General features: G+C 67.4%; 22 protein-coding genes and 2 tRNA genes. 14 read left to right on the top strand and 10 right to left on the bottom strand.

Annotation, left to right across the window (positions count from 1 at the left end; all coding sequences use genetic code 11):
• Window positions 1-29 precede the first annotated feature (29 nt).
• Window positions 30-686, bottom strand: coding sequence for an OmpA family protein (locus ACE3P6_RS13585; RefSeq protein WP_374371381.1), 657 nt, complete (start codon window positions 684-686; stop codon window positions 30-32).
• Window positions 687-804: 118 nt separating this feature from the next.
• A complete protein-coding gene (locus ACE3P6_RS13580) occupies window positions 805-1,635 on the bottom strand; it encodes a methylated-DNA--[protein]-cysteine S-methyltransferase (RefSeq protein WP_374395924.1) in 831 nt (276 codons plus the stop codon).
• 97 nt (window positions 1,636-1,732) lie between these two features.
• Between ACE3P6_RS13580 and nth the strand changes: the two genes are divergently transcribed.
• The gene (nth, locus tag ACE3P6_RS13575) at window positions 1,733-2,377 is read left to right on the top strand and encodes an endonuclease III (RefSeq protein ID WP_374395923.1); all 645 of its coding nucleotides are present in this window, start codon (window positions 1,733-1,735) and stop codon (window positions 2,375-2,377) included.
• Window positions 2,374-3,357, top strand: a complete 984-nt coding sequence (locus ACE3P6_RS13570; RefSeq protein WP_374395920.1) for an adenosine kinase — start codon at window positions 2,374-2,376, stop codon at window positions 3,355-3,357. The genes nth and ACE3P6_RS13570 overlap by 4 nt, the downstream gene beginning before the upstream one ends.
• Here ACE3P6_RS13570 and selD read toward each other — a convergent pair.
• Entirely contained in the window at window positions 3,354-5,534 is a 2,181-nt protein-coding gene (gene selD / locus ACE3P6_RS13565) for a selenide, water dikinase SelD (protein WP_374395918.1), read from the bottom strand. The two genes, ACE3P6_RS13570 and selD, sit on opposite strands and share 4 nt — an antisense overlap.
• A gap of 78 nt (window positions 5,535-5,612) precedes the next feature.
• Window positions 5,613-6,566, bottom strand: coding sequence for a LysR substrate-binding domain-containing protein (locus ACE3P6_RS13560; RefSeq protein ID WP_374395916.1), 954 nt, complete (start codon window positions 6,564-6,566; stop codon window positions 5,613-5,615).
• Window positions 6,567-6,654: 88 nt separating this feature from the next.
• Here ACE3P6_RS13560 and ACE3P6_RS13555 point away from each other — a divergent pair, with 88 nt between their 5' ends.
• From ACE3P6_RS13555 to ACE3P6_RS13525, 7 genes are all read left to right on the top strand, one after another.
• Window positions 6,655-7,518 carry a pirin family protein gene (locus ACE3P6_RS13555; RefSeq protein ID WP_374395914.1) on the top strand — a complete coding sequence of 288 codons (864 nt, stop codon included), beginning with the start codon at window positions 6,655-6,657 and terminating at the stop codon, window positions 7,516-7,518.
• A gap of 126 nt (window positions 7,519-7,644) precedes the next feature.
• The gene (locus ACE3P6_RS13550; RefSeq protein ID WP_374395911.1) at window positions 7,645-8,328 is read left to right on the top strand and encodes an isochorismatase family protein; all 684 of its coding nucleotides are present in this window, start codon (window positions 7,645-7,647) and stop codon (window positions 8,326-8,328) included.
• 196 nt (window positions 8,329-8,524) lie between these two features.
• Window positions 8,525-10,126: an ABC transporter substrate-binding protein gene (locus ACE3P6_RS13545; RefSeq protein WP_374395908.1), complete on the top strand. Its 1,602-nt coding sequence runs from the start codon at window positions 8,525-8,527 to the stop codon at window positions 10,124-10,126.
• Window positions 10,127-10,166: 40 nt separating this feature from the next.
• On the top strand, window positions 10,167-11,231 hold the full coding sequence (locus tag ACE3P6_RS13540; RefSeq protein WP_374395906.1) for an ABC transporter permease: 1,065 nt from the start codon (window positions 10,167-10,169) through the stop codon (window positions 11,229-11,231).
• Window positions 11,228-12,133, top strand: a complete 906-nt coding sequence (nikC, locus tag ACE3P6_RS13535) for a nickel transporter permease (RefSeq protein WP_374395904.1) — start codon at window positions 11,228-11,230, stop codon at window positions 12,131-12,133. Before ACE3P6_RS13540 ends, nikC begins: the two co-directional genes overlap by 4 nt.
• The gene (locus tag ACE3P6_RS13530; RefSeq protein ID WP_374395901.1) at window positions 12,130-12,960 is read left to right on the top strand and encodes an ABC transporter ATP-binding protein; all 831 of its coding nucleotides are present in this window, start codon (window positions 12,130-12,132) and stop codon (window positions 12,958-12,960) included. The genes nikC and ACE3P6_RS13530 overlap by 4 nt, the downstream gene beginning before the upstream one ends.
• Window positions 12,957-13,718: an ABC transporter ATP-binding protein gene (locus tag ACE3P6_RS13525; RefSeq protein ID WP_374375460.1), complete on the top strand. Its 762-nt coding sequence runs from the start codon at window positions 12,957-12,959 to the stop codon at window positions 13,716-13,718. The genes ACE3P6_RS13530 and ACE3P6_RS13525 overlap by 4 nt, the downstream gene beginning before the upstream one ends.
• Here the strand turns inward: ACE3P6_RS13525 and ACE3P6_RS13520 are convergent.
• From ACE3P6_RS13520 to ACE3P6_RS13510, 3 genes are all read right to left on the bottom strand, one after another.
• Complete coding sequence (locus tag ACE3P6_RS13520) at window positions 13,715-14,215, bottom strand: gluconokinase (protein WP_374395898.1); 501 nt, start codon at window positions 14,213-14,215, stop codon at window positions 13,715-13,717. The two genes, ACE3P6_RS13525 and ACE3P6_RS13520, sit on opposite strands and share 4 nt — an antisense overlap.
• 73 nt (window positions 14,216-14,288) lie before the next feature.
• A complete protein-coding gene (locus tag ACE3P6_RS13515; RefSeq protein WP_374395895.1) occupies window positions 14,289-15,119 on the bottom strand; it encodes a hypothetical protein in 831 nt (276 codons plus the stop codon).
• A gap of 109 nt (window positions 15,120-15,228) precedes the next feature.
• Entirely contained in the window at window positions 15,229-15,894 is a 666-nt protein-coding gene (locus tag ACE3P6_RS13510; RefSeq protein ID WP_374395892.1) for a hypothetical protein, read from the bottom strand.
• A gap of 114 nt (window positions 15,895-16,008) precedes the next feature.
• On the opposite strand from ACE3P6_RS13510, the gene argE reads away from it, so the two are divergent.
• The gene (argE, locus tag ACE3P6_RS13505) at window positions 16,009-17,157 is read left to right on the top strand and encodes an acetylornithine deacetylase (RefSeq protein ID WP_374395890.1); all 1,149 of its coding nucleotides are present in this window, start codon (window positions 16,009-16,011) and stop codon (window positions 17,155-17,157) included.
• Window positions 17,158-17,349: 192 nt separating this feature from the next.
• Here the strand turns inward: argE and ACE3P6_RS13500 are convergent, their stop codons facing one another.
• Window positions 17,350-17,952 carry a DUF1287 domain-containing protein gene (locus ACE3P6_RS13500; RefSeq protein WP_374395888.1) on the bottom strand — a complete coding sequence of 201 codons (603 nt, stop codon included), beginning with the start codon at window positions 17,950-17,952 and terminating at the stop codon, window positions 17,350-17,352.
• 100 nt (window positions 17,953-18,052) lie between these two features.
• Here ACE3P6_RS13500 and mnmH point away from each other — a divergent pair, with 100 nt between their 5' ends.
• The 4 genes from mnmH (at window position 18,053) to ACE3P6_RS13480 (ending at window position 24,206) form a co-directional block, all read left to right on the top strand.
• A complete protein-coding gene (gene mnmH, locus ACE3P6_RS13495) occupies window positions 18,053-19,102 on the top strand; it encodes a tRNA 2-selenouridine(34) synthase MnmH (RefSeq protein ID WP_374395885.1) in 1,050 nt (349 codons plus the stop codon).
• Window positions 19,103-19,156: 54 nt separating this feature from the next.
• Window positions 19,157-21,997: an error-prone DNA polymerase gene (locus ACE3P6_RS13490; protein WP_374395883.1), complete on the top strand. Its 2,841-nt coding sequence runs from the start codon at window positions 19,157-19,159 to the stop codon at window positions 21,995-21,997.
• Window positions 21,998-22,380: 383 nt separating this feature from the next.
• Window positions 22,381-23,403: a Dyp-type peroxidase gene (locus tag ACE3P6_RS13485; RefSeq protein WP_374395881.1), complete on the top strand. Its 1,023-nt coding sequence runs from the start codon at window positions 22,381-22,383 to the stop codon at window positions 23,401-23,403.
• Window positions 23,400-24,206 carry a family 1 encapsulin nanocompartment shell protein gene (locus tag ACE3P6_RS13480; protein ID WP_374395878.1) on the top strand — a complete coding sequence of 269 codons (807 nt, stop codon included), beginning with the start codon at window positions 23,400-23,402 and terminating at the stop codon, window positions 24,204-24,206. The genes ACE3P6_RS13485 and ACE3P6_RS13480 overlap by 4 nt, the downstream gene beginning before the upstream one ends.
• A gap of 61 nt (window positions 24,207-24,267) precedes the next feature.
• On the opposite strand, the gene ACE3P6_RS13475 is transcribed toward ACE3P6_RS13480, so the two are convergent.
• Window positions 24,268-24,363, bottom strand: a tRNA-Sec gene (locus ACE3P6_RS13475).
• 161 nt (window positions 24,364-24,524) lie between these two features.
• Window positions 24,525-24,601 (bottom strand) — tRNA-Met (locus ACE3P6_RS13470).
• Between the last annotated feature and the right edge of the window lie 6 nt (window positions 24,602-24,607).

The raw sequence follows: 24,607 nt of genomic DNA, 5'->3' as shown, positions 1-24,607 counted from the left end.
AGCTGGCCCCCTTCCGAAATCTGCGTCGATCACTTGATCGGGCGGATGATGATCTCGACCCGGCGGTTCTTTGCCCGGCCTTCCGGCGTCAGGTTCGACGCGATGGGCTGGTCCTCGCCCCGGCCATAGGCCGCGATGCGCCCACCCGGCACGCCGCTTTCGCGCAGCACGCTGGCGACCGACACCGCACGTCGCTGCGACAGGTCCTGGTTGTAGGCGGCGCTGCCGGTGTTGTCGGTGTGGCCGATGATCTCGATCCGGCTGTTGGGATACTTCAGCAGGCTGGAGGCCACGGTGTTCAGGTCCGAGCGCAGGTCAGGCCGCACGGTGGCGCTGTCGGTCGCGAACAGCAGGTCCTGCGGCATGTTCACGATCAGATAGTCGCCAGTGTTGGTGACCGAGATGTTCGAGCTGAGCGAGCCGCGCAGTTCCGCTGCCTGACGGTCAAGGTCGGCGCCGATCAGGGCGCCGGTGCCTGCGCCAAGAGCACCGCCGATCAGCGCACCTTTCAGCTTGTCGTCGCCGTCGGACACTGCAGCACCCGTCACGGCACCGACCAAGCCGCCGATCACGGCGCCATTGCGCTGCCGGGCGTTGGGGTCATTCGGATAGGCATTCGGATCGACGCAGGCGGTCAGGAAAACGGTTCCGGCCGCCGCCAGGATCAGGTGGGTCTTCATCATCATCTTTGCTCTCGCCTCAAGAATTCGCCCGTTCGCGGGCCTATGCCCAGACCCGTGCCACAATACATCAACATCGTCGAGAGGCTCTTGGTTCCCTGACGTCTCGGCAGGGTTCCGCGCATTACAAATCTGTGCGCGCGGCCTCCCAGGCCAGCATGGCGCGCTTCCTTGGCAGGCCCCAGTGATAGCCGCCGAGGCCGCCGTCCCGCCGCATGGCCCGATGGCAGGGGATCAGGAAGCTGATCGGGTTGCGCCCCACCGCCGTGCCGACCGCCCGGTGCGCCGTCGGGTGGCCGATGGCCCCGGCGATGTCGGCGTAGGTGGTGACATGCCCCGAAGGAATGGAAAGCAGCGCCTCCCAGACCTTGATCTGGAATGGGGCGCCGATCAGGTGCAGGCTGGTGGCCTCTCCCCGGAAGGCTGCGTCAACCATCGGGCGGATCGCGGTCGGGTCCTCGACGTAGGTGGCCTTCGGCCAACGTCCGGCCAGGTCCTCCAGCGCCGCCTCGGCGCCCATCTCGTCGGCGAAGCCCATGCCGCAGATGCCCCTGTCGGTGGCCATCACCAGAGTGGGGCCGAAGGGGCTTTCGAACCAGCCCCATTTGATTTCCAGCCCCGCGCCGCCTTTCGCGTAATCCCCCGGCGACATCGCCTCCCAGGTCAGGAACAAATCATGCAGACGGCCTGTACCGGACAGCCCGGTCGCCAGCGCGGTGCCGAGCATGGTGTGGCGTTCGGTCAACAGGCGGCGGGCATGGGCCAGAGTAAGGTATTGCTGATAGCGCTTCGGGCTGACGCCGACCCACTGGCTGAACACCCGCTGGAAATGCGCCGGGCTCATGGTCATCCGCTGCGCCAGGCTGTCCAGTGTCAGCGCGGGGCCTTCGGCGTCGATGACGTCGAGCGCGCGGGCGATCACCTGATAGTGGTAGGCGGGGGAAAGGTCGGTCATGTTTGTCTCCTTGCGGCCAACCTAACCATTGAGGGCGGGGCTCGCGACCCGTTTCCTGCGGCTTGTCGCGAGGCGGCTTTCGTGCTGCAAAGGCCGGATGGCCCCGCAGCTTCCCTATGCCACGCTGAAACTGATCTTCGCCCGCTTCGCCGAAGCCGAGCCTCACCCGAAGGGAGAGCTGGAGCATGTGAACGCCTTCACCCTGCTGGTCGCCGTCGCGCTGTCGGCGCAGGCCACCGACGCGGGGGTGAACAAGGCCACGCGCAAGCTGTTCCAGATCGCCGACACGCCGCAGAAGATGCTGGACCTTGGCGAAGAGGGCCTGATCGAGCACATCAGGACCATCGGCCTTTTCCGCAACAAGGCGAAGAACGTCATCAGGCTTTCCCGTCTGTTGATCGACGATTTCGGGGGCGAGGTGCCATCGTCCCGCGCGGCGCTGGTGACGCTGCCGGGTGTGGGGCGCAAGACGGCGAACGTGGTGCTGAACATGTGGTTCCACCACCCGGCCCAGGCCGTCGACACCCATATCTTCCGCGTCGGCAACCGCACCGGCATCGCGCCCGGCAAGGACGAGACGGCGGTGGAGCGCGCCATCGAGGACAACGTCCCGGCAGAATATCAGCAGCACGCGCATCACTGGCTTATCCTGCATGGCCGGTATATCTGCACCGCGCGCAACCCCAAATGCGGCATCTGCCCGATCCGGGACTGGTGCCTTTACCCGGAGAAGACCGCATGAAGTCCTACCAGGTCGTCGGCATCGGCAATGCCATCGTCGATGTGTTCTCGTCCGCCGACGACAGTTTCCTTGACCTGATGGGCATCCAGAAGGGGATCATGCAGCTGGTCGAACGCGAGCGGGGCGAGCTTCTTTACGGCGCCATGACCAACCGCCAGCAGGCGCCGGGCGGGTCGGTGGCGAATACGCTGGCGGGGCTGGGCAACCTTGGCCTGACCACCGCCTTCATCGGCCGGGTCCACGACGACGCCCTGGGCCGCTTCTACGCGCAGACGATGGCACAGGAGGGGACCGATTTCGTCAACCCGCCGGTGCCGGGGGGCGAGCTTCCGACCTCGCGCTCGATGATCTTCGTCTCGCCCGACGGGGAGCGGTCGATGAATACCTATCTCGGGATTTCGTCCGAGCTTGGGCCCGACGACGTGTCCGATACGGTGGCGGGCAGTGCCGAGATCCTGTTCCTGGAAGGCTATCTCTACGACAAGCCCAAGGGGATGCAGGCCTTCGAACGCGCGGTGGAGCTGTGTCACAAGGCGGGTGGCAAGGCCGGGATCGCGCTTTCCGATCCGTTCTGCGTCGACCGGCACCGGGGCGATTTCCGCCGCCTGGTGAAGTCGCTGGACTATGTCATCGGCAACGAACACGAATGGTCGTCGCTGTACCAGACCGACCTTTCCGCCGCGCTTGAGCAGGCTGCGGAGGATTCGGGGCTGGTGGTTTGCACCCGCTCCGGCCACGACGTGATCGTCGTGCGCGGCGAGGAGCAGGCCGTGGTTCCCGTCCGCCGCGTCGTGCCCGTCGATGCCACCGGCGCGGGCGACCAGTTCGCGGCGGGGTTCCTCTACGGGCTTGCCACCGGCCAGCCGCTTGCCACGGCAGGCCGCATGGGCTGCGTGGCGGCCGCCGAAGTGATCAGCCATTTCGGCGCACGGCCCGAGACCGACCTCAAGGCATTGTTCCGCAAGGAAGGCCTGATCTAGACCACGGTCAGGAAAGGCGTTCCCGCGACGACCTCGCCGATCACCGCCGCCTGGTGCCCGGCCTCTTGCAGCCGCGCCACCATCTCTGCCGCCTGTGCAGCCGGGACCGAGGCCAGCAGCCCCCCGCAGGTCTGCGGGTCGGTGAGCAACGCCACCCTTGGGTCCTGCGGGGCTGCCATCCGCCAGCTGACCGCCGCCAGGTTCGCCGGTTGCAGCGATGAGCCCATCCCCGCCGCCGCCAGCTCCACCGCCCCCGCCATCACCGGCACATCACCCAACCGCAGCCGCGCCGCCATGCCCGACGCCTCCAGCATCTCCAGAAGATGCCCGGCCAGACCGAACCCCGTCACATCCGTCATCGCCCGCGCCACCGGCGCCAGGATCGCCGCTGCTGACCCCTGTGGCACCGACATCTGCGCGATGCACGCGGCCCAGATCTCGCCCAGAAGCAGACCCGGCGCCCGCGCCAGCGCCATCTCGGCGGCCAGGATCGTGCCCGAACCGATGGGCTTGGTCAGCACCAACGCATCGCCCGGCTGTGCGCCAGCCTTGCCGATGGGCCGCTCGGCCAGACCCGTGACCGTGAAGCCGACGGTCAGTTCCGCCCCTTCGGTCGACTGCCCGCCCACCACGTCGGCCCCGGCGGCGCGGAAGACCGAGGCAGCCTCCGCCATCACCTCGGCCAGCATCCGCGCCTGCAGCTTCGGTCCGAGTGGCGGCAACGTGACCTGCGCCAGCGCGACCTGCGGCGCGGCGCCCATCGCCCAGATATCGCCGAGCGCGTGGATCGCCGTCAGCCGGGCCATCAGCCGGGGGTCGTTGCAGAAGGCGCGCAGGTGGTCGGTCGTCAGGACCTGCACGCCAGCGCCTGCCGCCAGCACCGCCGCATCGTCGCCGGGGCCGGACAGCACTTCGGCACGAACGGGCGCGGGCACGGAGCCAAGCGCCGATGACAGCACCCCTGGCCCCAGCTTCGCCCCGCAGCCCCCGCACAGCGGACGACCTGAGAGGTGCGCGGCCAGCCCCTCGGTCGCCTCGCGGGGGGCGACCGGCGCTGCCATCGCAGGATAGTCGGCGAACCGGTCCATGAACTTGCGGTCGATCCGGTCCTTCAGCCGCCAGAAGCGCGGGCCGGAGGCAACCGTTCCCCATTTTTCAGCCACTGCCGCCTGCTCGCCCAGCGACACCAGCTTCAGGTAGTCCGACTGAGGCTTGAACGTCTGCAGCGGCTTGCCCGACAGCGCCGCCCGCAGGTTCGCGTGGAGGACCCTCGCCGCCCGCACCGCGAAGACCCCCGCCTTGGGCCGCGGGTCGCCTTCGATCCCCGCGCAGTCACCACTTGCGAAGACCAGCGAGTCCGAGGTCCGCAAGGTCGCATCCGTCAGCAGGAATCCCTCCGCATGCCTCAGCCCCGTTTCGGCCAACCAGCCATGTGGGCGCGCACCCGTCGCGCTCAGGGTGAAGTCCGACCCCATCTCCTCGCCGCTTTCCAGCCGCACCGAGGCCGGGCCAACCGACGCCACCTGCACCCCCAGCCGCAGAACGACTCTTGCCGCCGCCAAGCGCCGCTCCAGCACCCGCCGTGCCGAAGGGGCCTGCGCCGGCAGGAAGGCCTCTGCCCGGTCGAGGAGCGTGACCGTGGCCCCAGCCTTCCGCAGCCGATGCGCCGAGGCGAGCGCCAGTTCCACCCCACCCAGGCCAGCGCCAAGGATAACCACGCGGGGAAGGGCGGGCGGCGCGGCCACGAAGGCCTCCCAGGCCTCGGCATAGCGACCAAGGGGCTTCGCCGCCACGGCATGGTCCGCCGCACCGGGCAGCGAGGGCAGGTCCGAGGTAATACCTATGTCGATTGCCGCCAGGTCGTAGGGCAGCGGGGGGCGCCCGGCCAGATGCACCAGCCGCGCCGCCCGGTCGATGCCCGTGGCGCGATCCAAGATTACCCGTGCCCCGGCGAAACGTGCAAGCCGAACGAGGTCGATCATCAGCGCGTCTCGGCGGTAATGCCCGGCGATCAGGCCCGGAAGCATGCCGGTGTAGGGCGCAACCGGATCGGGGTTGATGACGGTAATCCGCGTCCCGGCCAGGGGGGCCATCCCCCACATCTGCAGGACAAGCGCATGGGCATGACCGCCCCCGATCAGCACAAGGTCGCGGATCTGGGGAAGGGCGGGGGTCATGCGGCTGTCTCGGGCAAGGATTGCCGCTGGCTTATCCCAGCTGCCCGCGAAAGGCCACCGCCCCGCCCGGGAACAGCACTATGCCGCAGCGCCTTCGTCATAATGGCTGGCAAGGAAGTCGATGAAGCTGCGGACCGAGGGCAGCAACCCGCGACGCGTGGCGAACGCGGCCTGCACCTCGCCTCCGGGCGGGGACCAGGCGGGAAGCAGGTCGACAAGCCGACCTTCGGCAATGTGCGGTCCGATGACGATGGTCGGAAGTTGCACCACCCCCGCACCCTGAAGCGCTGCATCAAGAAGCTGGGACATGTCATCGGTCACAAGGCGCGGACTGTGCGGCAGGCGCAGCGCGGCGCCGTCGCGCCCGGTCAGCTGCCAGGCATGGTCGCGACGCATCGGGCCGACGGCAAGGCTGGGCAACCCGGCAAGGTCGGCCGGCAGCAGCGGGCGACCCAACCGGTCCGCCAGGCTTGCGGCCAGCGCCGGGGCGGCGACCAGCCGTTGCGCACTGCGACCGAGGACACGGCGGACCAGGTCCTCCTCCTCGAAGGGCGGAAAGCGGACGCGGATCGCCACGTCCAGCGCCTCGCCGATCACGTCGACGCGACGGCTGGTGCTGTCCAGCTCGATCGCGACCTTCGGATAGGCCACCAGAAAGCGCGAGATCAGCGGCCCGATGCCGAAGCAGACCAGGGCTGGCGGACAACTGACCCGGATCAGCCCCTGCGGCGCGGCGCGCGAGCGGTCGATCACCTCTTGTGCCGCGCGGGCCTCGATCACAACGGCCAGACAGTGTCGATAGTATTCCTGTCCGATGTCGGTCACCGCGAAACGCCGCGAGGACCGCTGGATCAGCCGCACGCCCAGCCGGATCTCAAGTTCGGCAATGCGGCGCGAAAGGCGGGACTTCGGCAGGCCTAGCGCACGGGCGGCCGGAGCGAAGCCCCGATGATCGACCACCTGGACGAAGAATTGCAGGTCGTTGAGGTCATCCATCCGTTCATCGTTCACCAGATGGAACGCTGCGGTCAAGTCTTGCTGGCTACCGGCCATTTCGCGGCGGGCCTAACTACAGCCCATCGAAGGGCGCCGAGCGGCGCCCGCAAACAGGAGAAAGACCATGCGGAACATCCTTGGCATCTACAGTGCCCCCCGGCCCCATTGGGTGGGCGACGGCTTCCCGGTGCGCAGCATGCTGTCCCATTTCGAACAGGGCGAGCATGTCAGCCCCTTCATCCTGCTCGACTATGCCGGACCGGTGGACTTCGAGCCGACTGCCGCGCGTCGCGGCGTGGGTGAACACCCCCATCGCGGGTTCGAAACCGTGACCATCGTCTACGACGGCGAGGTCGAGCATAGCGACTCGACGGGCGCTGGCGGCACGATCGGGCCGGGTGACGTACAGTGGATGACGGCGGCCTCGGGCATCCTGCATCAGGAGTATCACTCGCCGACGTTTGCCCGGAAGGGCGGGCGGTTCGAGATGGTGCAGCTTTGGGTCAACCTGCCCGCGAAGGACAAGATGTCGAAACCCGGCTACCAGACCCTTCTGGCGAAGGACATTCCGACGGTCAGCCTGCCCGACGGCGCCGGTTCGCTGCGGGTGATCGCCGGGCAGTATGGCGACGCCAAGGGCCCGGCCCGCACCTTCACGCCGATCAACGTCTGGGATCTGCGCCTGGTCGACGGCAAACCGCTGGAGCTTGAGGTGCCGGAAGGCCAGACCCTTTCTGTCCTGGTGCTTGCAGGAAATGTCGAGGTGAACGGGACGGAATCGTTGCGGGCCGCGCAGACTGCGCTCTTCTCGCGGAGTGGCGGCGGCATCACGCTGCAGGCTGCGGGCGATGCCAAGCTTCTGGTCCTTGCCGGCGAGCCGATCAACGAGCCCGTCGTGGCGCAAGGCCCCTTCGTGATGAACACCGAGGCCGAAATCCGCCAGGCGATGATGGACTACCGGACCGGACGGTTCGGGGCCATCGCCTGACTGACCCCGGCAGCCGCACCTCCTGCGGCTGCCACCCTTCCCCCGTTACCGGACGGCACGGGACCGCAGCAAGTGTCTGCGGCAAAGCCCCTCCATTGCCTGAAACCAACCCTACAGGAGACGACCATGACCACCCCCGCCAATTTCAACGGCTTGAAACCTGCCATCGACCCGAATGATGCGGTGATGCTGCTGATCGACCACCAGAGCGGCCTCTTCCAGCTTGTCGCCGACATGCCGATGCCCGAGCTTCGCGCCCGCGCCGCCGCCCTGGCCAAGATGGCGACGCTGGCGAACATCCCGGTGATCACCACCGCCTCGGTGCCGCAGGGCCCGAACGGGCCGCTGATCCCGGAAATCGCCGAGAATGCCCCCCATGCCCAGTATGTCGCCCGTCGCGGCGAGATCAACGCCTGGGACAACCCCGATTTCGTCGCCGCCGTAAAGGCGACCGGGCGCAAGACCCTGATCATCGCCGGCACGCTGACCAGCGTCTGCATGGCCTTCCCGGCGATTGCCGCAGTGGCTGACGGCTACAAGGTCTTTGCCGTGGTCGATGCCTCGGGCACCTATTCCAAGATGGCGCAGGAACTGACGCTGGCACGGATCGTGCAGGCGGGCGTGGTGCCGATGGACACCGCCGCAGTCGCCTCGGAACTGCAGCAGACCTGGAACCGCGCTGATGCGATGGAATGGGCGGGCGTCTATACCAAGGTCTTCCCGGCCTACCAGCTTCTGATCGAAAGCTACAGCAAAGCCCGCGAGGTCGAGCAGACTCACGAGACGCTCGACTCGCAGAAGGCGGCCTGACCTGACAGCCTGCCGCGCCAAACCGACGGCGCGGCAGGCAACCCGCTTCCCCGGCAAAGCCCGCTGGATCAGCCCTGCAAGCTTTCCCGTGGGACCAAGGGGATTTCGGTTGACAGTGGCGCGGCAGATTTGTCCTGTTGGTCAAGGATGCGGTGAGACCGACTCCGCGATGAAAAAAAGAACAGGGAGATGGATAATGCAGCTGAAGCATGGATTTGCCCGTGCAGCGGCCTTGGCGGTTCTGCTTGCGGGAACTTCGCCGATGGCCCTTATGGCCGAAACGCCGGCGGACACCTTGGTCATCGCCGACGCCATCGACGACATCGTGTCGATCGACCCGCACGAGGCCTTCGAATTCTCGGGCGTCGACCTGAACAACAACGTCTATGACACCCTGATCGAACTTGACCCGGCCAAGCCGGGCGAGCTGGTGCCGGGGCTGGCGGAAAGCTGGTCGGTCGCCGATGACGGCATGACCTATACCTTCAAGATCAAGTCGGGGATCACCTTCTCCTCCGGCAACCCGCTGACGGCGGAAGATGCCGCCCTGTCGCTGCGCCGGGTGGTCAAGCTGAACAAGACCCCGGCCTTCATCATCACGCAATTTGGCCTGACGCCGGAGAACGTCGACCAGATGGTCACTTTCGACGGCGACACGGTAACGCTGAAGACCGACAAGGCCTATGCGCCCTCCTTCGTCTACAACTGCCTGACGGCGGGCGTGGCGAACATCGTCGACATGAAGACCGTCATGGCGAACGAGGTCGACGGCGACATGGGCAATGCCTGGCTCAAGGCCAACTCGGCCGGGACCGGGGCCTATGTGCTGAAGTCGTTCAAGCCGAACGAGGGCTATGTGCTGGAAGCCCGCCAGGGCCACTGGCGCGGTGACGCCAAGATCAAGAACATCTTCATGCAGCACATCCCGGAAGGCGCAACCGAACGCCTGCTGCTGGAGAAGGGTGACATCGACATCGCCCGTGAACTGACGCCGACCGACCTGGAAGGCCTTGCCGGCAATGCAGACGTGAAGATCCAGGGCGATGTCGGCGGCCAGGTCTACTATCTGGCGCTGAACCAAAAGAAGGCCGAACTGGCGAACCCGAAGGTCCAGGAAGCGATGCGCTGGGCCATCGACTACACCGGCATGCAGGATTCGATTCTGAAGGGGCTGTGGGTCGTCCACCAGACCTTCCTGCCCAAGGGCTTCCTCGGCGCCATCGACGAGAACCCCTATTCGCTGGATATCGATAAGGCCAAGGCGCTGATGGCCGAATCCGGCCTGACCCTGCCCATCGAGATCGGCTTCACCGTCCGCAACAACCAGGAGCGGATGGACATCGCCACCTCGATCCAGAACACCTTCGCCCAGATCGGGATCAACCTCGTGATGGACGTGGGCGACGGCAAGCAGGGGCTGGAAACCTACCGGGGCCGCAAGCATGACATCACGCTGCAGACCTGGGGGCCGGACTATCCCGACCCGCACACCAACGCCTCGACCTTCGCGCTGAACCCTGACAACAGCGACGCGGCAAACGCGACCGGCTATCTCGCCTGGCGGACCGCATGGGATCCGGGTGCCGAGCTGAACGCCGAGACCGAAGCCGCCGTGGTCGAGAAGGACAGCGCCAAGCGCGCCGAAATGTATGGCGACATCCAGCGCAAGGTCCGCGACAACTCGGCCTTCGTGCTGATGTTCCAGCAGGCCCGCCAGGACGGGATGCGCGCCAATGTCTCGGGCTTCTACGCCGGCGGCGCGACCGACTCGGCGACCTACTGGACGGTCACGAAGTAAGCATCCGGGCCGCCCCTTCGCGGGGGCGGCCCATTCCCGCATGACCGGCATCCCCACCCTCCCGCACGAAAACCGCCTGCTGCGCCTGTCCGGCCAGATCGGGCTTGGCCTCCTGACACTTGCGATCACCCTGCTTGGGCTGTTGCTCATCACCTTCCTGATCGGGCGCGTCGTGCCGATCGACCCGGTCCTGTCGATCGTGGGCGAACGCGCGACCGAAGCGCAGATGCAGGCGATCCGCGACAAGCTGGGGCTGGACCTGCCGATGTGGCAGCAGTTCTTCATCTATGTCCGCGACGCGCTGCAGGGCGACCTTGGCACCTCGATCCGCACCGGAGAGCCGGTCGCCACCGAGATCGCGCGCTATTTCCCCGCCACGCTGGAACTTGCGACGCTTGGCACCATCTTCGGCACCCTGGTTGGCGTCCCCGCCGGTGTCCTTGCCGCCACCCGCCCCGGCAGCATCGCCGACCAGATCGTCCGCGTCGTCGGCCTGATGGGCTATTCAATGCCGATCTTCTGGCTTGGCCTGATCGGGCTTCTGGTGTTCTACGGCGAGCTTGGCTGGGTCGCCGGGCCGGGGCGCCTCGATCCGACCTTCGGCATGATGATGGAGTTCACGCTCAAGTCCTATACCGGGATGATCCTGATCGACTCTGCCCTGAACGGCGCCTGGGACGTGTTCGCGAACGCCCTCAGTCATATCATTCTGCCCGCAGGTCTCCTGGGCTATGTCTCGATGGCCTACATCAGCCGGATGACCCGCAGCTTCATGATGAACGAGCTTGGCCAGGAATACATCACCACCGCCCGGGTGAAAGGCATGCCGGAAGGACGGGTGATCTGGGTTCATGCGATGAAGAACGTGCTGGTGCCGCTGATCACCGTCATCGCACTTTCCTACGCCTACCTGCTGGAAGGTTCCGTCCTGACCGAGACGATCTTCGCCTGGCCGGGCCTTGGCAGCTACATCACCAACGGGCTCTTCGCCGCCGACATGCCCGCAGTGCTGGGCGGAACCGTCGTGGTCGGCGTGGCCTTCGTGACGCTGAACATGGCCTCCGACATCCTCTACCGTCTCGTCGACCCGAGGGCGCGCACATGACCGCGCTGCGCGCCTGGCTCAGCGACCCGAACCCCGCCTCGCGGCGACAGGCCCGGCTGGGGCAATTCTGGCTTGCCGCGCTGCGCATCCGCCGCAACCGGTTGGCGATGGCCGGGTTGATCATCGTGGGGCTCTTGCTGGTGGTCGCGGGCCTTGCCCCCTGGATCGCCCCGCATGACCCCTTCGTGCAGAACCTAAGCAACCGGCTGAAGCCGCCTGGCACCTCCGGCTACTGGCTTGGCACCGACGATTTCGGCCGCGACATCCTGAGCCGCATCATCTACGGCGCGCGGATCACGCTATACATCATCGCCCTCGTCGCCGTGACCGCCCCGGTCCTCGGCCTTCTGGTCGGCACGGTCGCGGGCTATTTCGGCGGCTGGATCGACGCGGTCCTGATGCGACTGACCGACATTTTCCTCGCCTTCCCCCGCCTGATCCTGGCCCTTGCGCTTGTCGCCGTCCTGGGGCCGGGCATCGAAAACGCGGTCCTCGCCATCGCTCTGACCGCCTGGCCGCCCTATGCCCGCGTCGCGCGGGCCGAGACGCTGACGGTGCGCAACTCCGACTACATCGCCGCGATCCGCCTGCAAGGGGCAAGCGCACCCCGGATCATCGCGGGCCATGTCGTGCCGATGTGCCTGCCCTCGGTCATCATCCGCGTGACGCTGGACATGGCCGGCGTGATCCTGATCGCGGCGGGGCTTGGCTTCCTTGGCCTTGGCGTTCAGCCGCCCTTGCCGGAATGGGGCTTGATGATCTCCTCGGGCCGCAAGTTCCTGTTCGAGCAATGGTGGGTCGCCACCATGCCCGGCCTTGCCATCTTCCTCGTTTCGCTGGGCTTCAACCTGCTGGGCGATGGCCTGCGTGACGTCCTTGACCCGAGGAGCGCCTCGCGATGAGCCTGCTCGACATCAAGAACCTCCGCGTGACCTTCGACACCGAGACCGGCCCCGTCCAGGCCGTGCGCGGCGTGTCCTTCTCCCTGAACCGCGAACGGCTGGGGATCGTCGGCGAAAGCGGCTCGGGCAAGACGATGACCGGCCGCGCCGTCCTGCGCCTGATCCGCCCGCCCGGCCGGATCGAGGCCGACCAGATGGCCTTCGACGGCCAGGACCTGATGGCTGCCTCCGAACGCGACATGCGCGCCCTGCGCGGCAAGCGCATCGGCATGATCATGCAGGACCCGAAGTTCTCCTTGAACCCGGTCATGACCGTGGGCCGCCAGCTCACCGAGGGCCTGCGCCTGCGCGACGGGCTGGGCCGGGCCGATGCCGCTGCCAAGGCGCTTGCCGCGCTCAAGGCCGTGCAGATCCGCGACCCCGAACGGGTGATGGACGCCTATCCGCATGAACTGTCGGGCGGCATGGGCCAGCGGGTGATGATCGCGATGATGCTGATCCCGGAACCCGACCTGCTGATCGCCGACGAACCGACCAGCGCGCTCGACGTCACCGTGCAGGCCGAGGTGCTGTCGATCCTCGACAACCTGGTCCGCGACCGCAACATGAGCCTGATCTTCATCAGCCACGACCTGCGCCTCGTCGCCCGCTTCTGCGACCGGGTGCTGGTCATGTACAAGGGCCGCATCGTGGAAGAGGTCGCCGCCGGTCAGTTGCTGGATGCGAAGCATCCCTATACCCGCGGCCTGCTGAACTGCCTGCCGCGCATCGGCGGGCCACGGGGGCCGCTTCCCAGCCTCGACAGGACGGGGGCCTGGGCAGAATGAGCCTGATCGAGATCGAGAACCTCGACGTGACCTTCCGCGCCAAGGGCAGGCTCGTCCATGCGGTGGAAGGCGTCAGCTTCAAGGTGGAGGAGCGCGAAAGCTACGGCCTCGTCGGCGAAAGCGGCTCGGGCAAATCCACCATCCTGCGGGCGATCTGCGGGCTTGCCCCCGTCACCGGCGGCACCATCCGCATCAATGGCCAGCCCTTGCCCAGCCCGCGCGGCGCGGACTTCGCGGCAGAGGTGCAGATGGTCTTCCAGGACCCCTATGCCAGCCTGCATCCCCGCCACACCATCGACCGCACCCTGTCGGAACCGCTTGCCATCCACGGCATCCGCGAAAGCGACGCCCGCGTCGTGCAGGCCTTGGTCGATGTCGGCCTGCCCCCCGGCTTCCGCTTCCGCTATCCGCACCAGCTGTCCGGCGGCCAGCGCCAGCGCGTCGCCATCGCCCGCGCGCTGATGCTACAACCGAAGATCCTGCTTCTGGACGAACCCACCAGCGCCCTGGACGCCTCGGTCCAGGCCGAGGTGCTGAACCTTCTCAGCCGCCTGCGCGAGGAGCGGGGCCTGACCTTCCTGATGGTCAGCCACGACCTGTCCGTCATTGACCACATGTGCGACCGCATCCTCGTCATGCAGCACGGCAAGGCGGTCGAGGAACTCGCCCGCGAAGACCTTGCCGCCGCCCGGATGACCACGCCCTACGCCCGCAGCCTGTTCGAGGCTTCGGCCGACCGGATGCTTGCGGCTCCCTAGCGGTCGCGCAACTCCAGTCGACGCAGGATCTCCGCCACCTGCCGGTCGAGCGGCTGGTTGATGTCCACGGTGATCGCCGCTTCGTCCGGCCCCGGCGGCTCCAGTGTGGCGAACTGGCTGTCCAAGAGCGAGGCGGGCATGAAGTGCCCGGACCGGGCCGCCATCCGGGCCGCGATCACCTCGCGACTGCCCGCCAGATGGACGAACAGAACCGGCCCGCCCGCCCCCGCCCGGATCCGGTCGCGATAGACCCGGCGCAGCGCCGAGCAGCCGACGATGACGGGCGCCAGCCTGGCCAGATCTTGCGCGACACGCTCCAGCCAGGGCCAGCGGTCGGCATCGGTCAGCGCCTCACCGGCCCGCATCCTGGCGACATTGACGGCAGGGTGCAGGTCGTCGCCATCGCGGTAGGGAATGCCCAGGGCTTGTGACAGCGCCGCACCGACCGAGGATTTGCCGCAACCCGAAACCCCCATGACCACAATGCGTTGCGTCATGCGGGGCAAGCCCCGAAAGACAGGGGCCAGCGGCTTTCACCGCTGGCCCGCTTGTCCAGATCCGTCCGACGGATCAATTCGTCATCAGGTAGTAGCTGTTCCGCGACCCGCCCATGTTCTGCACGGTGACGTAGAAATAGCCGTCCCAGGCCGGGGTCCAGTCGCAGTAGAGCTTGTCCGACCAGCTCACGTCATAGCAGATCACGTTGCCGTTCTCATCCGTCACCGCAACGTCCAGGTTCGCATCGCCGTCACCCACGATCGCGACCTCGGCATAGGAGTTGCCGTAGTAGGGAATTTCCCAGACATCGGTCTGCCCGGACGGCAGGCGCGACAGCCATTCCACCGCCCCGCCGATGCGGCCCCGACCGGTTTCGGCCATCGCGTCGTCGATCAGGCCCAGCAGCGCCTCGTCATCCGCCGCCATTTCCTTGGCCTTGGCGAACATCGCATCCGCCGTGACAGGAGCATCGGCGGCGCCTTCGTCTTCGTTCGCGGCGTTGAAGAAGGTGGCCTTCGACACAGCGCGCGGGCTGCCGTCATTCATCATCGGGGCCGGGGCGGCCGGGGCTGCGGGGGCGGCCTTTCTCGCGCGGAAGGTGGTCTGGTCCGCGCTTTCTTCGCCGAAGGTCACCTTCGCCGGGTCCAGCGCAGCGGCCTCTGCCGACGTCACCTCGACCGAGGCGGCCAGCTTCGCGGCGGCCAGCACCGTCACTGCATCGCCCTGGGTCACCCCCAGCGCATACAACTCCTGCGTCAGCCCCATCGTGGAGGCAGCACCAGGAGCCGCGCCCTCGGCAGCGGCGCCGACATTCGCGCCGGACTTGTCCTGGGCAAGGGCGGGAAGGGTCAGGGCAGCGACGGCGGTAGTGGCAAGGATCAGGGAAAGGGATTTCAGCGACATGGGGGCCTCTATCGGTTGACCAGCCCGGAATGGGCCGGAATGGCAGGATCATTGCAGGCGATCACGCGATTGAGAAGGTGGCAAAATGTGACAAATTCAGTCATCCGCATCAGTTGCCGACCAGGAGGTATCCGCCCGCTTCCACCCCTTCGTTCTGAATATGGACGGTGAAGAACCCGTTCCGCGCGGGCGTGAAACGGCAGAGTACCGGGTCGGTCGTGGCCGGGCTGCTGCAGATGGTCGCTCCCGTGTCGTCGATCACCGTCATCCCCAGCGCCGTCCCACCATCGCCGATCACGGCGATCTCGGCGGCAACCGACCCGGACAGGGGCAGCCGCCAATCCTCCGCCACGCCGCTGCCAAGGGCTGACTTCGCAACCGTGGCCACCGGCAACCTGCCCTTCGGCACCTGAGCATCCAGATCGTAGACCAGGTCCTGCAGGTCCGGGTCATCGACCGCGAGGCCCTTCAACGTCGCCAGCGCCGCAGCACTTCCCGGATCGGGCGGGCCTTCCGTCTCTGGCGCCTCGCCCTCTTGCCCCACCGTCCGCTCCCATCCCACCGCCGGGCGCTGCGTCACGCCCCGCGCCAGCCGGATCGCTGCCAGCAGCAGCACCGGATCGCCGGTCCCGGTCGCCTTCTGGAACAACCGCTGTGCCAGGACCAGCTGGCCCGCCGTCCCCGGCGTGCCCGGCTCACCTGCGGCAAGGTTCGGCTCCTGCGCCTCGGCGGGGCTCAGGCCAAGGGCAAGGATCAGGGCAAGGGGGCGCAGCATCGGCGGGCTTTCAAGCAAGGCCCGGCGACCCTGCCAAAGCAAGGGCCCAGCGACAAGTCAGGAAAGCTTCCCGCCCCGCCGGTTTCGCGCTAGCAGAGGGGAAAGAGGTGAGACATGCGCGACATCCTGGACCGGCTCCTGGCCTTCGATACGGTAAGTTCCAAGCCGAACATGGCGCTGATGGGGTATGTGAAGGGCCTCCTCGAAAATGTGGGTCTGACCGTCACGCTGGTCCCCGACCCTTCCGGCGGCAAGGCGAACCTCTTCGCCTCGACCGGGCCCGAGGGGGTGGGGGGCGTCATGCTGTCGGGCCACACCGACGTGGTGCCGGTCGAGGGCCAGCTCTGGACCAAGCCCCCCTTCGCCCTGACCGAGGCGGAGGGGCGCTACTATGGCCGCGGGGCCGCCGACATGAAGGGCTTCGTCGCCTGCGCGGTGGAGGCGATGCTGACGGCCACCCGCCGCCCGCTAAAGGTGCCGCTGCATCTGGCCCTCTCCTATGACGAGGAGATCGGCTGCATGGGGGTGCGGTCGCTGATCGACCTGCTGGCCGCCGCCCCGGTGAAGCCCCGCTTCTGCATCGTGGGCGAGCCCACCGGGATGCAGGTCGCGACCGGGCACAAGGGGAAGGTTGCTCTGCGGGCCACCTGCACGGGGCGGGAGGGGCATTCGGCGCTGGCCCCGCTGGCCCTGAATGCCTTGCATCTGGGGGCGGATTTCCTGGCTGCCGTGCGGCGGGTGCAGGCCGAGGTGGCGGAGACGGGGTTGAGGGACGGGGACTACGACGTGCCCTACACGACCCTGCATGTGGGGAAGATGTCGGGGGGGGTGCAGGTCAACATCGTGCCGAACCATGCCGTGCTGGATTTCGAGATCCGCTCGCTGGCAGGCGAGGACGTCGCGGGCCTGATCGCCCGGCTGGAAGGCGAGGCGGAGGCCATCGTCGCGCCCCTGAAGGGGGAGTTCCCGGAGGCGGCGATCCGGGTGGAGCGGCTCTGGGACTACCCCGGCCTTGGCACGCCCTCGGATGCCGAGGTGGTGCGCTTCGTGAAGGGGCTGACGGGGGCGAACGGGACGATCAAGGTGGCCTTCGGGACGGAAGGCGGGCTCTTCGACGCCCGGCTCGGGGTGCCGACGGTGATCTGCGGGCCGGGGTCGATGGCCCAGGGGCACAAACCGGACGAATTCGTCGCAGTCGAGCAGGTGGAGCGCTGCCGGGGGATGCTCGCGGCGCTGATTGGGCGGCTGGAGGCGGGGGTCTGAAAGGCGTGTCCACCGTGGACAGATTTTTCGGGCATTTGATTTCAATGGCTTGCTTGCGGACGTTCAGGATTTCTTAACTTCTGGCCGAAGCGCCCGGGCCACCCGCCGGGGGCGCTTCGCCCCCCGGACCCCCCGAGAGTGTTTCGCAAGGAGCAAGCACAATTTTAGACAAATTTTAAGGGTCGGCGCGCGCTACTGCAGCGCCTTGAGCCGGTCCGCCTGCTGCTTGCCGATCCGGTAGTGGCCGGTCATCGGATAGGCGAAGAGGATGTCTTCCTCCTGCGCGCCGCGGCCGATGTTGTGCAGGACAAGCGGCGTTCCGTCCGCCGCCCGGCGGTCGGAGACGATGCCGATGTGATCAAGGTTGCCGGGCAGCTTCCAGGTGACGATGTCGCCCGGCAGATAGGGGGTCGGGCCCTCGTCCAGAGGCACCTCGGCCCCGATCCGGGCGAAGAGCGTGGCGAGGTTCGGCACCCGGCGGTGGTCGATGTTGCGGTCGGTCTTCGTCAGGCCCCAGAGCGCGGGGTAGGCCGCGAAATCGGCCTTCATGTCGTGGTTCACCGCCAGCTGCAGGTCGATCCCCCAGGCGTCGCGGAGCGCCCGGATCACCACGTCGGTGCAGACGCCCCGGTCGCGCGGCACGTCGCCGCCGGGAATGCCCAGCCTGGCATAGGCCGGGTCGTAGGTGACGGTCACGCCGACCTGATCGCGCGCGGCGGTGGTCAGCCGTGACGGTTCCGATCCGGCGAGGACCGGGGAAGCCAGGACCGCGAGAAGGAGGACGAGGCTGCGCATGGGCGGAATCATGCCTTGTCCGTCCCGGCAACGCGAGGGGGGATTTCCGGCGATTCGAGCGGGCTGGCACCTTTCCGCCGGGGTCGGTAAGAAATGCGTGATGGCGATCACCCTCACCTCGCTTGCCGATCTGGCCCCGCATGGCTTCGATGACATCATCGACGTCCGCGCGCCGCTGGAGTTTGCCGAGGATCACCTGCCCGGAGCGATCTCGCTTCCGGTGCTGGACGACGAGGAGCGCGCGAGGGTCGGCACGATCTACAAGCAGGTCAGCCCGTTTTCCGCCCGCAAGATCGGCGCGGCGCTGGTGGCGAAGAATGCCTCGCTGCACCTGCAGGGTCCTTTGGCCGACAAGCCGGGCGGCTGGCGTCCGCTGGTCTATTGCTGGCGCGGCGGGCAAAGGTCGGGGTCCTTCGCGACGATCCTGTCCCAGATCGGCTGGCGGGTCGAGACGCTGGCGGGTGGCTACAAGGCCTGGCGGGGTCTCGTGGTGCGCGAGGTCTATGACACGCCGGTCCGCGCGCCGGTGGTGGTGCTGGACGGGAACACCGGCTCGGCCAAGACCGAGGTCCTGAACCTCTTGCCCGGTTTCGGGGTGCAGGTGGTCGACCTGGAGGGTATCGCCCGGCATCGCGGGTCGCTGTTCGGCGCAGTCGGGCCGCAGCCCTCGCAGAAGGCCTTCGAGGGGGCGCTGGCGCAGGCCCTGGCCGGTCTGGACCCGTCGAGACCGGTGGTGGTCGAGGCGGAAAGTTCGAAGATCGGCAATTGCCGCCTGCCGCCGGAAATCTGGAAGGCGATGGTCGCGGCGCCCCGGGTGGCGATTGCGGCACCGCGGGCAGAGCGGGCGGAGTACCTGGCGCGGGCCTATGCCGACCTGACGGCGGACGCCGACCGGCTGGCGGCGACGGTCGGGCTGCTGAAGCCGCTGCACCCCGCCGAGGTGATCGAGGACTGGCTGGGGCTGGCGGCCTCGGGCCAGTTCGCAGCGCTGGCGGACGGGCTGATGGAACGCCACTACGATCCGCGCTATGGCAAGCACCGGGCGCGGATGGCGGTGCCCCTGGCCGAGGTGGGCGTGGCGGACCTGCGCCCCGAGGCGCTGCCGGGAATCGCCGAGCGGGTGGCGGGGGCGGTGAAGCGGCTGGCCTGACCGGGTGGGATATGGCAGAATGTTCTGCATTTGTTCCAGATTCGAGTCGCTGCCATGCCTTTCGTCGAGCTTTCCGCGCTGACGAATTTCACCTTCCTGACCGGAGCCTCGCATCCCGAGGAGGTGGTCCTGCGCGCTGTCGAGATGGGGATGGATGCGATCGCGGTGGCCGATGTGAACTCGGTCGCCGGGATCGTGCGGGCCCACACGAAAGCGCGGGAACTGGCGCGGGACGGCGGGCCGAAGCTGCGGCTGATCCCGGCGGCGCGGGTGGTGCTGGAAGACGGGTTCCAGGTGACCTGCCTGCCGCGTGACCGGCTGGCCTGGGGGCGGCTGTCACGGATGTTGAGCAAGGGCCGCTTGCGGGCGGCGAAAGGCGAATGTCGGCTGGAGCTGGCGGATCTGCTGGACTGGGGCGAGGGGGTGGAACTGCTGGTCCTGCCGCCCGGGCAGCGGCTGACGCTGGCAACGGCGGGCGAGGTCATGGAGGGGCGACTGTGGAAGGCGCATGTGCAGCGGTTGGCGGCGCACTTTCCGGGGCAGGTGAGCCTGGCCCTCGCCCCGCGCTATGATGGACAGGATCAGGGGCGCTTCCGGCACCTGTCGCGGATGGCGGCGGCCTCGGGGCTGCCCACGGTGGCGACCGCGCTGCCGTTCCTGCACCACGGGCGGCGGCGGCGGCTGGCCGATGTGCTGACGGCGATCCGGCTGGGGGTGCCGGTCGACAGGCTGGGGCGGAAGGCCCTGCCGAACAACGAGGGGCGCCTGCGGTCGGAAGCCGAAATGCTGCGGCTTTTCGCCGGGCATGAGGCGGCAGTCCATCGCGCGGGCGAGGTCGCGGCGCGGGCGGCCTTTTCGCTGGACGAGTTGCAGTATGAATATCCGTCCGAGGTTTCGGGCGAGGAAACGGCGGCGGAGCGGCTGGCGCGGCTGGCCGGGGCGGGGCTGGACTGGCGCTACCCCGAAGGCGTGCCCGAGCGGGTGCGGACCCAGATGGCGCATGAGCTGACCCTGATCGCCAAGCTGCGCTACGAGCCCTATTTCCTGACGGTGCATGACATCGTGGCCTTTGCGCGGGGGCGGGGTATCCTGTGCCAGGGGCGGGGATCGGCGGCGAATTCGGTGGTCTGCTACGCGCTGGGAGTGACGTCGGTTTCGCCGGAAATCGGCACGATGGTGTTCGAGCGCTTCATCTCGGAGGCGCGGAACGAGCCGCCCGACATCGACGTGGATTTCGAGCATGAGCGGCGGGAAGAGGTGATCCAGCACATTTACGAACGCTATGGCCGTCACCGGGCGGGGCTATGCGCCACGGTGATCCATTATCGCGGCAAGCGCGCGGTGCGCGAGGTGGGCCGGGCAATGGGCCTGTCGGAGGACACGCTTGCCGCCATGTCCAGCCAGATCTGGGGTTGGGGCGGGCCCGGGGCGGTGAGCGAGACTCGGTTGCGCGAGATCGGGCTGGATCCGGCGGATGCGCGGATGGTGCAGACGATGGAGCTGATTGACGAAATACAGGGATTTCCCCGGCATCTGTCGCAACATGTGGGGGGATTCATCATCACCGAGGGGCGGCTGGATGAGTTGTGTCCGGTGGAGAATGCCACAATGGAGGACCGGACGGTCATTCCCTGGGACAAGGACGACATCGACACGCTGAAGATCCTGAAGGTGGACATCCTGGCGCTGGGGATGCTGTCCTGCATCCGCAAGGCCTTTGACCTGCTGGAGAAGCACCACCACCAGCGGCTGTCGCTGGCAACGCTGCCGTCCGAGGACCCGGAAACCTACCGGATGCTGTGCCGGGCGGATTCGCTTGGCGTCTTCCAGGTGGAAAGCCGGGCGCAGATGAATTTCCTGCCGCGGATGAAGCCGAAGTGCTTCTACGACCTGGTGATCCAGGTGGCGATCATCCGGCCCGGCCCGATCCAGGGCGACATGGTGCATCCCTTCCTGCGGCGGCGGAACGGGCAGGAAAAGGTGAGCTTCCCCTCCGACGAGCTGGGCCGGGTGCTGGGCAAGACGCTGGGGGTGCCCCTGTTCCAGGAACAGGCGATGCAGATTGCCATCGTCGGGGCGGGGTTCTCGCCCGACGAGGCGGACCGGCTGCGGCGGTCGCTGGCGACGTTCAAGAAACACGGGTCGGTCAGCGAGTTCAGCGACCGTTTCATCGGGGGGATGCTGGCCAGGGGCTATGACGAGGACTTCGCCCGCCGCTGCTTTGCCCAGATCGAGGGGTTCGGGAGCTACGGTTTCCCCGAAAGCCATGCGGCAAGTTTTGCGCTGCTGGTCTATTGCTCGGCCTGGATCAAGCGGCATCATCCCGGCATCTTCGCCTGTGCGCTGCTCAATTCGCAGCCGATGGGATTCTACGCCCCGGCCCAGATCGTGCGTGATGCGCGGGAGCATGGCGTGACCGTTCTGCCGCCCTGCATCCAGGCAAGCCACTGGGAAAACCGGATGGAATGGCTCGATCGACCGGAGACGACCCCGGAACTGGCCCTGCGCCTGGGCTTCCGGCAGGTCAAGGGCATCGTCGAGGAAGAGGCGCGCTGGATCACCGGGGCGCGGAACAACGGCTATCAGACGGTCGAGGATGTGTGGCGCCGCGCCGGAGTGGCGCCCGCCGTGCTGACCCGTCTGGCCGAGGCCGACGCCTTCGCAGCCCTGGGCCTGTCCCGCCGCGATGCGCTCTGGGCGGCTTCGGCCCTGGTCGGGGGGCCTCCGCTGCCTCTCTTTGCCGCCGACCTTGATGGCGAGGGTATCGACGAACCCGCCGTCCGCTTCCGCGAAATGACCCCGGGCGAGGCGGTGGTCGAGGATTACATCGCGATGCGGCTGACCTTGCGGGCGCACCCGCTGGCCCTGTTGCGGCCGGTCCTGGATGCGGCCTGAGCGAAAGGCTCGGGTCCAAGATCCAAAACGGCATCCCATCGCGCCACCCCCATTCAAGACCGACGAGTGGACCCTTCTCTGCTTGCGGCCACATCTTCAACCGACCCGGCCTGGAAGCCCGGGCCACCAGCGATATCGACAGGTTGCCCTGCCCCGAGGTCGTGGATGTCATCCCTGGCCCCGTCATCCCTGGCTATCCGCTGACGACGGTTTGCGTCCTGACCGGGCTTTGGTGCGTGGAGACTGCTTTGGTCGTCCACCGAAAGGACATGAACCAGGTCGACTGGTGGCGATCGCCGCATGTCAATTTCTATGGCCTTGCAGGGACGATCTTTTTAGCATGGGCGCCAGTCCCCGCACCCAGGTGAAAGGACCGTCAGATCGTGCAACCACAATCCGTCGCAAGCGGGCTCACCTCCTCGGCCATCTTTCTTGTCGTCGTCCTGTCCGCCGGGGACAAGGCGGCGGGGGCGGCGCGCGGCCTGCTGGCGAACCTGCCTGCGCTGGTCCGTGCCACCGGGTTTCGCAGCGCGACAGGCGAGTTGTCCTGCGTTGCCGGCATCGGGTCAGAGGCATGGGACCGAATGTTCGGCGCGCCGCGACCCAGCGACCTGCACCCTTTCCGCGAAATCCGTGGCGTTCATCACGCGGTCGCGACGCCCGGCGACATGCTGTTCCACATCCGCGCGGCCGGAATGGACCTTTGCTTCGAGCTTGCCATGAACATCATGAGCCAGCTCGACGGCTTGGCGACCTTGGTCGATGAAGTGCATGGGTTCAGCTATTTCGACCGCCGCGATCTTCTCGGCTTCGTCGACGGGACCGAGAACCCCACGGGCCAGGATGCAGCCGATGCCACCCTGATCGGGGCGGAGGATCCGGCCTTCGTCGGGGGCAGCTATGTGATCGTCCAGAAGTACCTGCACGACCTTGCGGCATGGAATGCCCTGCCGGTCGAGACGCAAGAGAGGATCATCGGCCGCCGGAAACTGTCCGATATCGAGTTGAGCGACGCGGAAAAGCCCAGCTATGCCCACAACGCCCTGACTTCGATCACCGCGGACGGACAGGAGGTGCAGATCCTGCGCGACAACATGCCCTTCGGCGACATGCAGAAGGGTGAGTTCGGCACCTATTTCATCGGCTATGCCAGGACGCCCCGCCATATCGAGCGGATGCTGCAGAACATGTTCGTCGGACATCCGCCGGGCAATCATGACCGCATCCTGGACTTCAGCAAGGCGGTGACAGGGACGCTGTTCTTTGTCCCCTCCGCCTCGCTGCTCGACAGGCTCGGCTCGGGCGCGGTCAGTGCCGAACCGGAACCGGCACCCACCCCGGCGCATTCCCCCCATACGGACGGATCGCTTGGGATCGGCTCACTCAGGACGGGAAAAGCACCATGAACAATCTGCACAGAGATCTGGCGCCGATATCCGATGCGGCCTGGACCGAGATCGAGGAAGAAGCGGCGCGCACGCTGAAACGCCACCTGGGCGCGCGCAAGGTGGTGGATGTGCTGGGGCCGAAAGGCGTGGACTACGCGGCGGTCGGCACCGGGCATACCGAGCGGATCGACGGCCCGGCCGAGGGCGTTTCGGCCCTGCGTCGCGAGGTAAAGCGGCTGGTCGAGTTTCGCGTTCCCTTCACCCTGACGCGGGCAGCCATCGACGATGTGGAGCGCGGCGCGCGCGATTCCGACTGGGAGCCGCTGAAGGAAGCGGCCCGCCGCATCGCCTTTGCCGAGGATCGCGCGATCTTCGACGGCTATGCTGCGGGCAGCATCCAAGGCATCCGCGAGGTGTCGGGCAATGCCCCGGTCGCACTGCCGAAGCCGGTGGCGGACTATCCCGAAGCGGTGGCGAAGGCGGTCAGCCGCCTGCGCCTGGCCGGGGTCGAGGGTCCCTATGCGCTGGTCCTGGGGCAGGACGCCTATACCAGTGCCGGTGGCGGCAGCGAGGATGGCTATCCGATCACCGAACATCTGGAGCGGCTGGTCGATGGCGGCATCATCTGGGCGCCGGGCATCGCGGGCGGGCTGATCCTGTCGGTGCGCGGCGGCGATTTCGAGCTGGAGATCGGGCAGGACATGTCGATCGGCTATCAAGGCCACACCGACACGACCGTCACGCTCTATCTTCAGGAAAGCATGGTCTTCCGCGCGCTGACCGCCGAAGCGGCGGTGTCGCTGGACGCCAGGGCGGGCTGACCGGAGCTCCGGTTCAGGTCGCGGTCCGCGGGGTGCCGCAGCGCCGAACGCCCGGTCGGTCTGGCGGAAGGGAACGAGAGTCGAACCTGCTCGGGACAGGCTCGCTGCCCCATCCGGTTTTGAAGACCGGCCGCCCCACCGGGGACGCTTCCCTTCCTCAATCCGCGCCGAACAGGTCGGCACGATGCGGATCTATCCGCCGCAGATCACCCCGGCGCAAGGTCAGGCCTCGGAGGCCAGGACCTGCATTCGGTGCAGCATTCGACCGTGAAGCGAACTCTTCAGCGGAGAGTTTGTAGGTCGGACGGGCTGCGGTATTGGTTGCGGGGACAGGATTTGAACCTGTGACCTTCAGGTTATGAGCCTGACGAGCTACCGGGCTGCTCCACCCCGCGCCAGGG

It is taken from the genome of Tabrizicola sp. (assembly GCF_041911175.1).
GTDB lineage: Bacteria > Pseudomonadota > Alphaproteobacteria > Rhodobacterales > Rhodobacteraceae > Tabrizicola.
The sequence above is the reverse complement of the archived record's forward strand: the minus strand, read 5'-3'. Positions and strand labels throughout refer to the sequence as shown.

Excerpts from the sequence above, each read along its gene's own strand:
- ACE3P6_RS13585 (WP_374371381.1), bottom strand. The coding sequence starts at position 686 with ATGATGATGAAGACCCACCTGATCCTGGCGGCGGCCGGAACCGTTTTC.
- ACE3P6_RS13580 (WP_374395924.1), bottom strand. The coding sequence starts at position 1,635 with ATGACCGACCTTTCCCCCGCCTACCACTATCAGGTGATCGCCCGCGCG.
- nth (WP_374395923.1), top strand. The coding sequence starts at position 1,733 with ATGGCCCCGCAGCTTCCCTATGCCACGCTGAAACTGATCTTCGCCCGC.
- ACE3P6_RS13570 (WP_374395920.1), top strand. The coding sequence starts at position 2,374 with ATGAAGTCCTACCAGGTCGTCGGCATCGGCAATGCCATCGTCGATGTG.
- selD (WP_374395918.1), bottom strand. The coding sequence starts at position 5,534 with ATGACCCCCGCCCTTCCCCAGATCCGCGACCTTGTGCTGATCGGGGGC.
- ACE3P6_RS13555 (WP_374395914.1), top strand. The coding sequence starts at position 6,655 with ATGCGGAACATCCTTGGCATCTACAGTGCCCCCCGGCCCCATTGGGTG.
- ACE3P6_RS13550 (WP_374395911.1), top strand. The coding sequence starts at position 7,645 with ATGACCACCCCCGCCAATTTCAACGGCTTGAAACCTGCCATCGACCCG.
- ACE3P6_RS13545 (WP_374395908.1), top strand. The coding sequence starts at position 8,525 with ATGCAGCTGAAGCATGGATTTGCCCGTGCAGCGGCCTTGGCGGTTCTG.
- ACE3P6_RS13540 (WP_374395906.1), top strand. The coding sequence starts at position 10,167 with ATGACCGGCATCCCCACCCTCCCGCACGAAAACCGCCTGCTGCGCCTG.
- nikC (WP_374395904.1), top strand. The coding sequence starts at position 11,228 with ATGACCGCGCTGCGCGCCTGGCTCAGCGACCCGAACCCCGCCTCGCGG.
- ACE3P6_RS13530 (WP_374395901.1), top strand. The coding sequence starts at position 12,130 with ATGAGCCTGCTCGACATCAAGAACCTCCGCGTGACCTTCGACACCGAG.
- ACE3P6_RS13525 (WP_374375460.1), top strand. The coding sequence starts at position 12,957 with ATGAGCCTGATCGAGATCGAGAACCTCGACGTGACCTTCCGCGCCAAG.
- ACE3P6_RS13520 (WP_374395898.1), bottom strand. The coding sequence starts at position 14,215 with ATGACGCAACGCATTGTGGTCATGGGGGTTTCGGGTTGCGGCAAATCC.
- ACE3P6_RS13515 (WP_374395895.1), bottom strand. The coding sequence starts at position 15,119 with ATGTCGCTGAAATCCCTTTCCCTGATCCTTGCCACTACCGCCGTCGCT.
- ACE3P6_RS13510 (WP_374395892.1), bottom strand. The coding sequence starts at position 15,894 with ATGCTGCGCCCCCTTGCCCTGATCCTTGCCCTTGGCCTGAGCCCCGCC.
- argE (WP_374395890.1), top strand. The coding sequence starts at position 16,009 with ATGCGCGACATCCTGGACCGGCTCCTGGCCTTCGATACGGTAAGTTCC.
- ACE3P6_RS13500 (WP_374395888.1), bottom strand. The coding sequence starts at position 17,952 with ATGCGCAGCCTCGTCCTCCTTCTCGCGGTCCTGGCTTCCCCGGTCCTC.
- mnmH (WP_374395885.1), top strand. The coding sequence starts at position 18,053 with ATGGCGATCACCCTCACCTCGCTTGCCGATCTGGCCCCGCATGGCTTC.
- ACE3P6_RS13490 (WP_374395883.1), top strand. The coding sequence starts at position 19,157 with ATGCCTTTCGTCGAGCTTTCCGCGCTGACGAATTTCACCTTCCTGACC.
- ACE3P6_RS13480 (WP_374395878.1), top strand. The coding sequence starts at position 23,400 with ATGAACAATCTGCACAGAGATCTGGCGCCGATATCCGATGCGGCCTGG.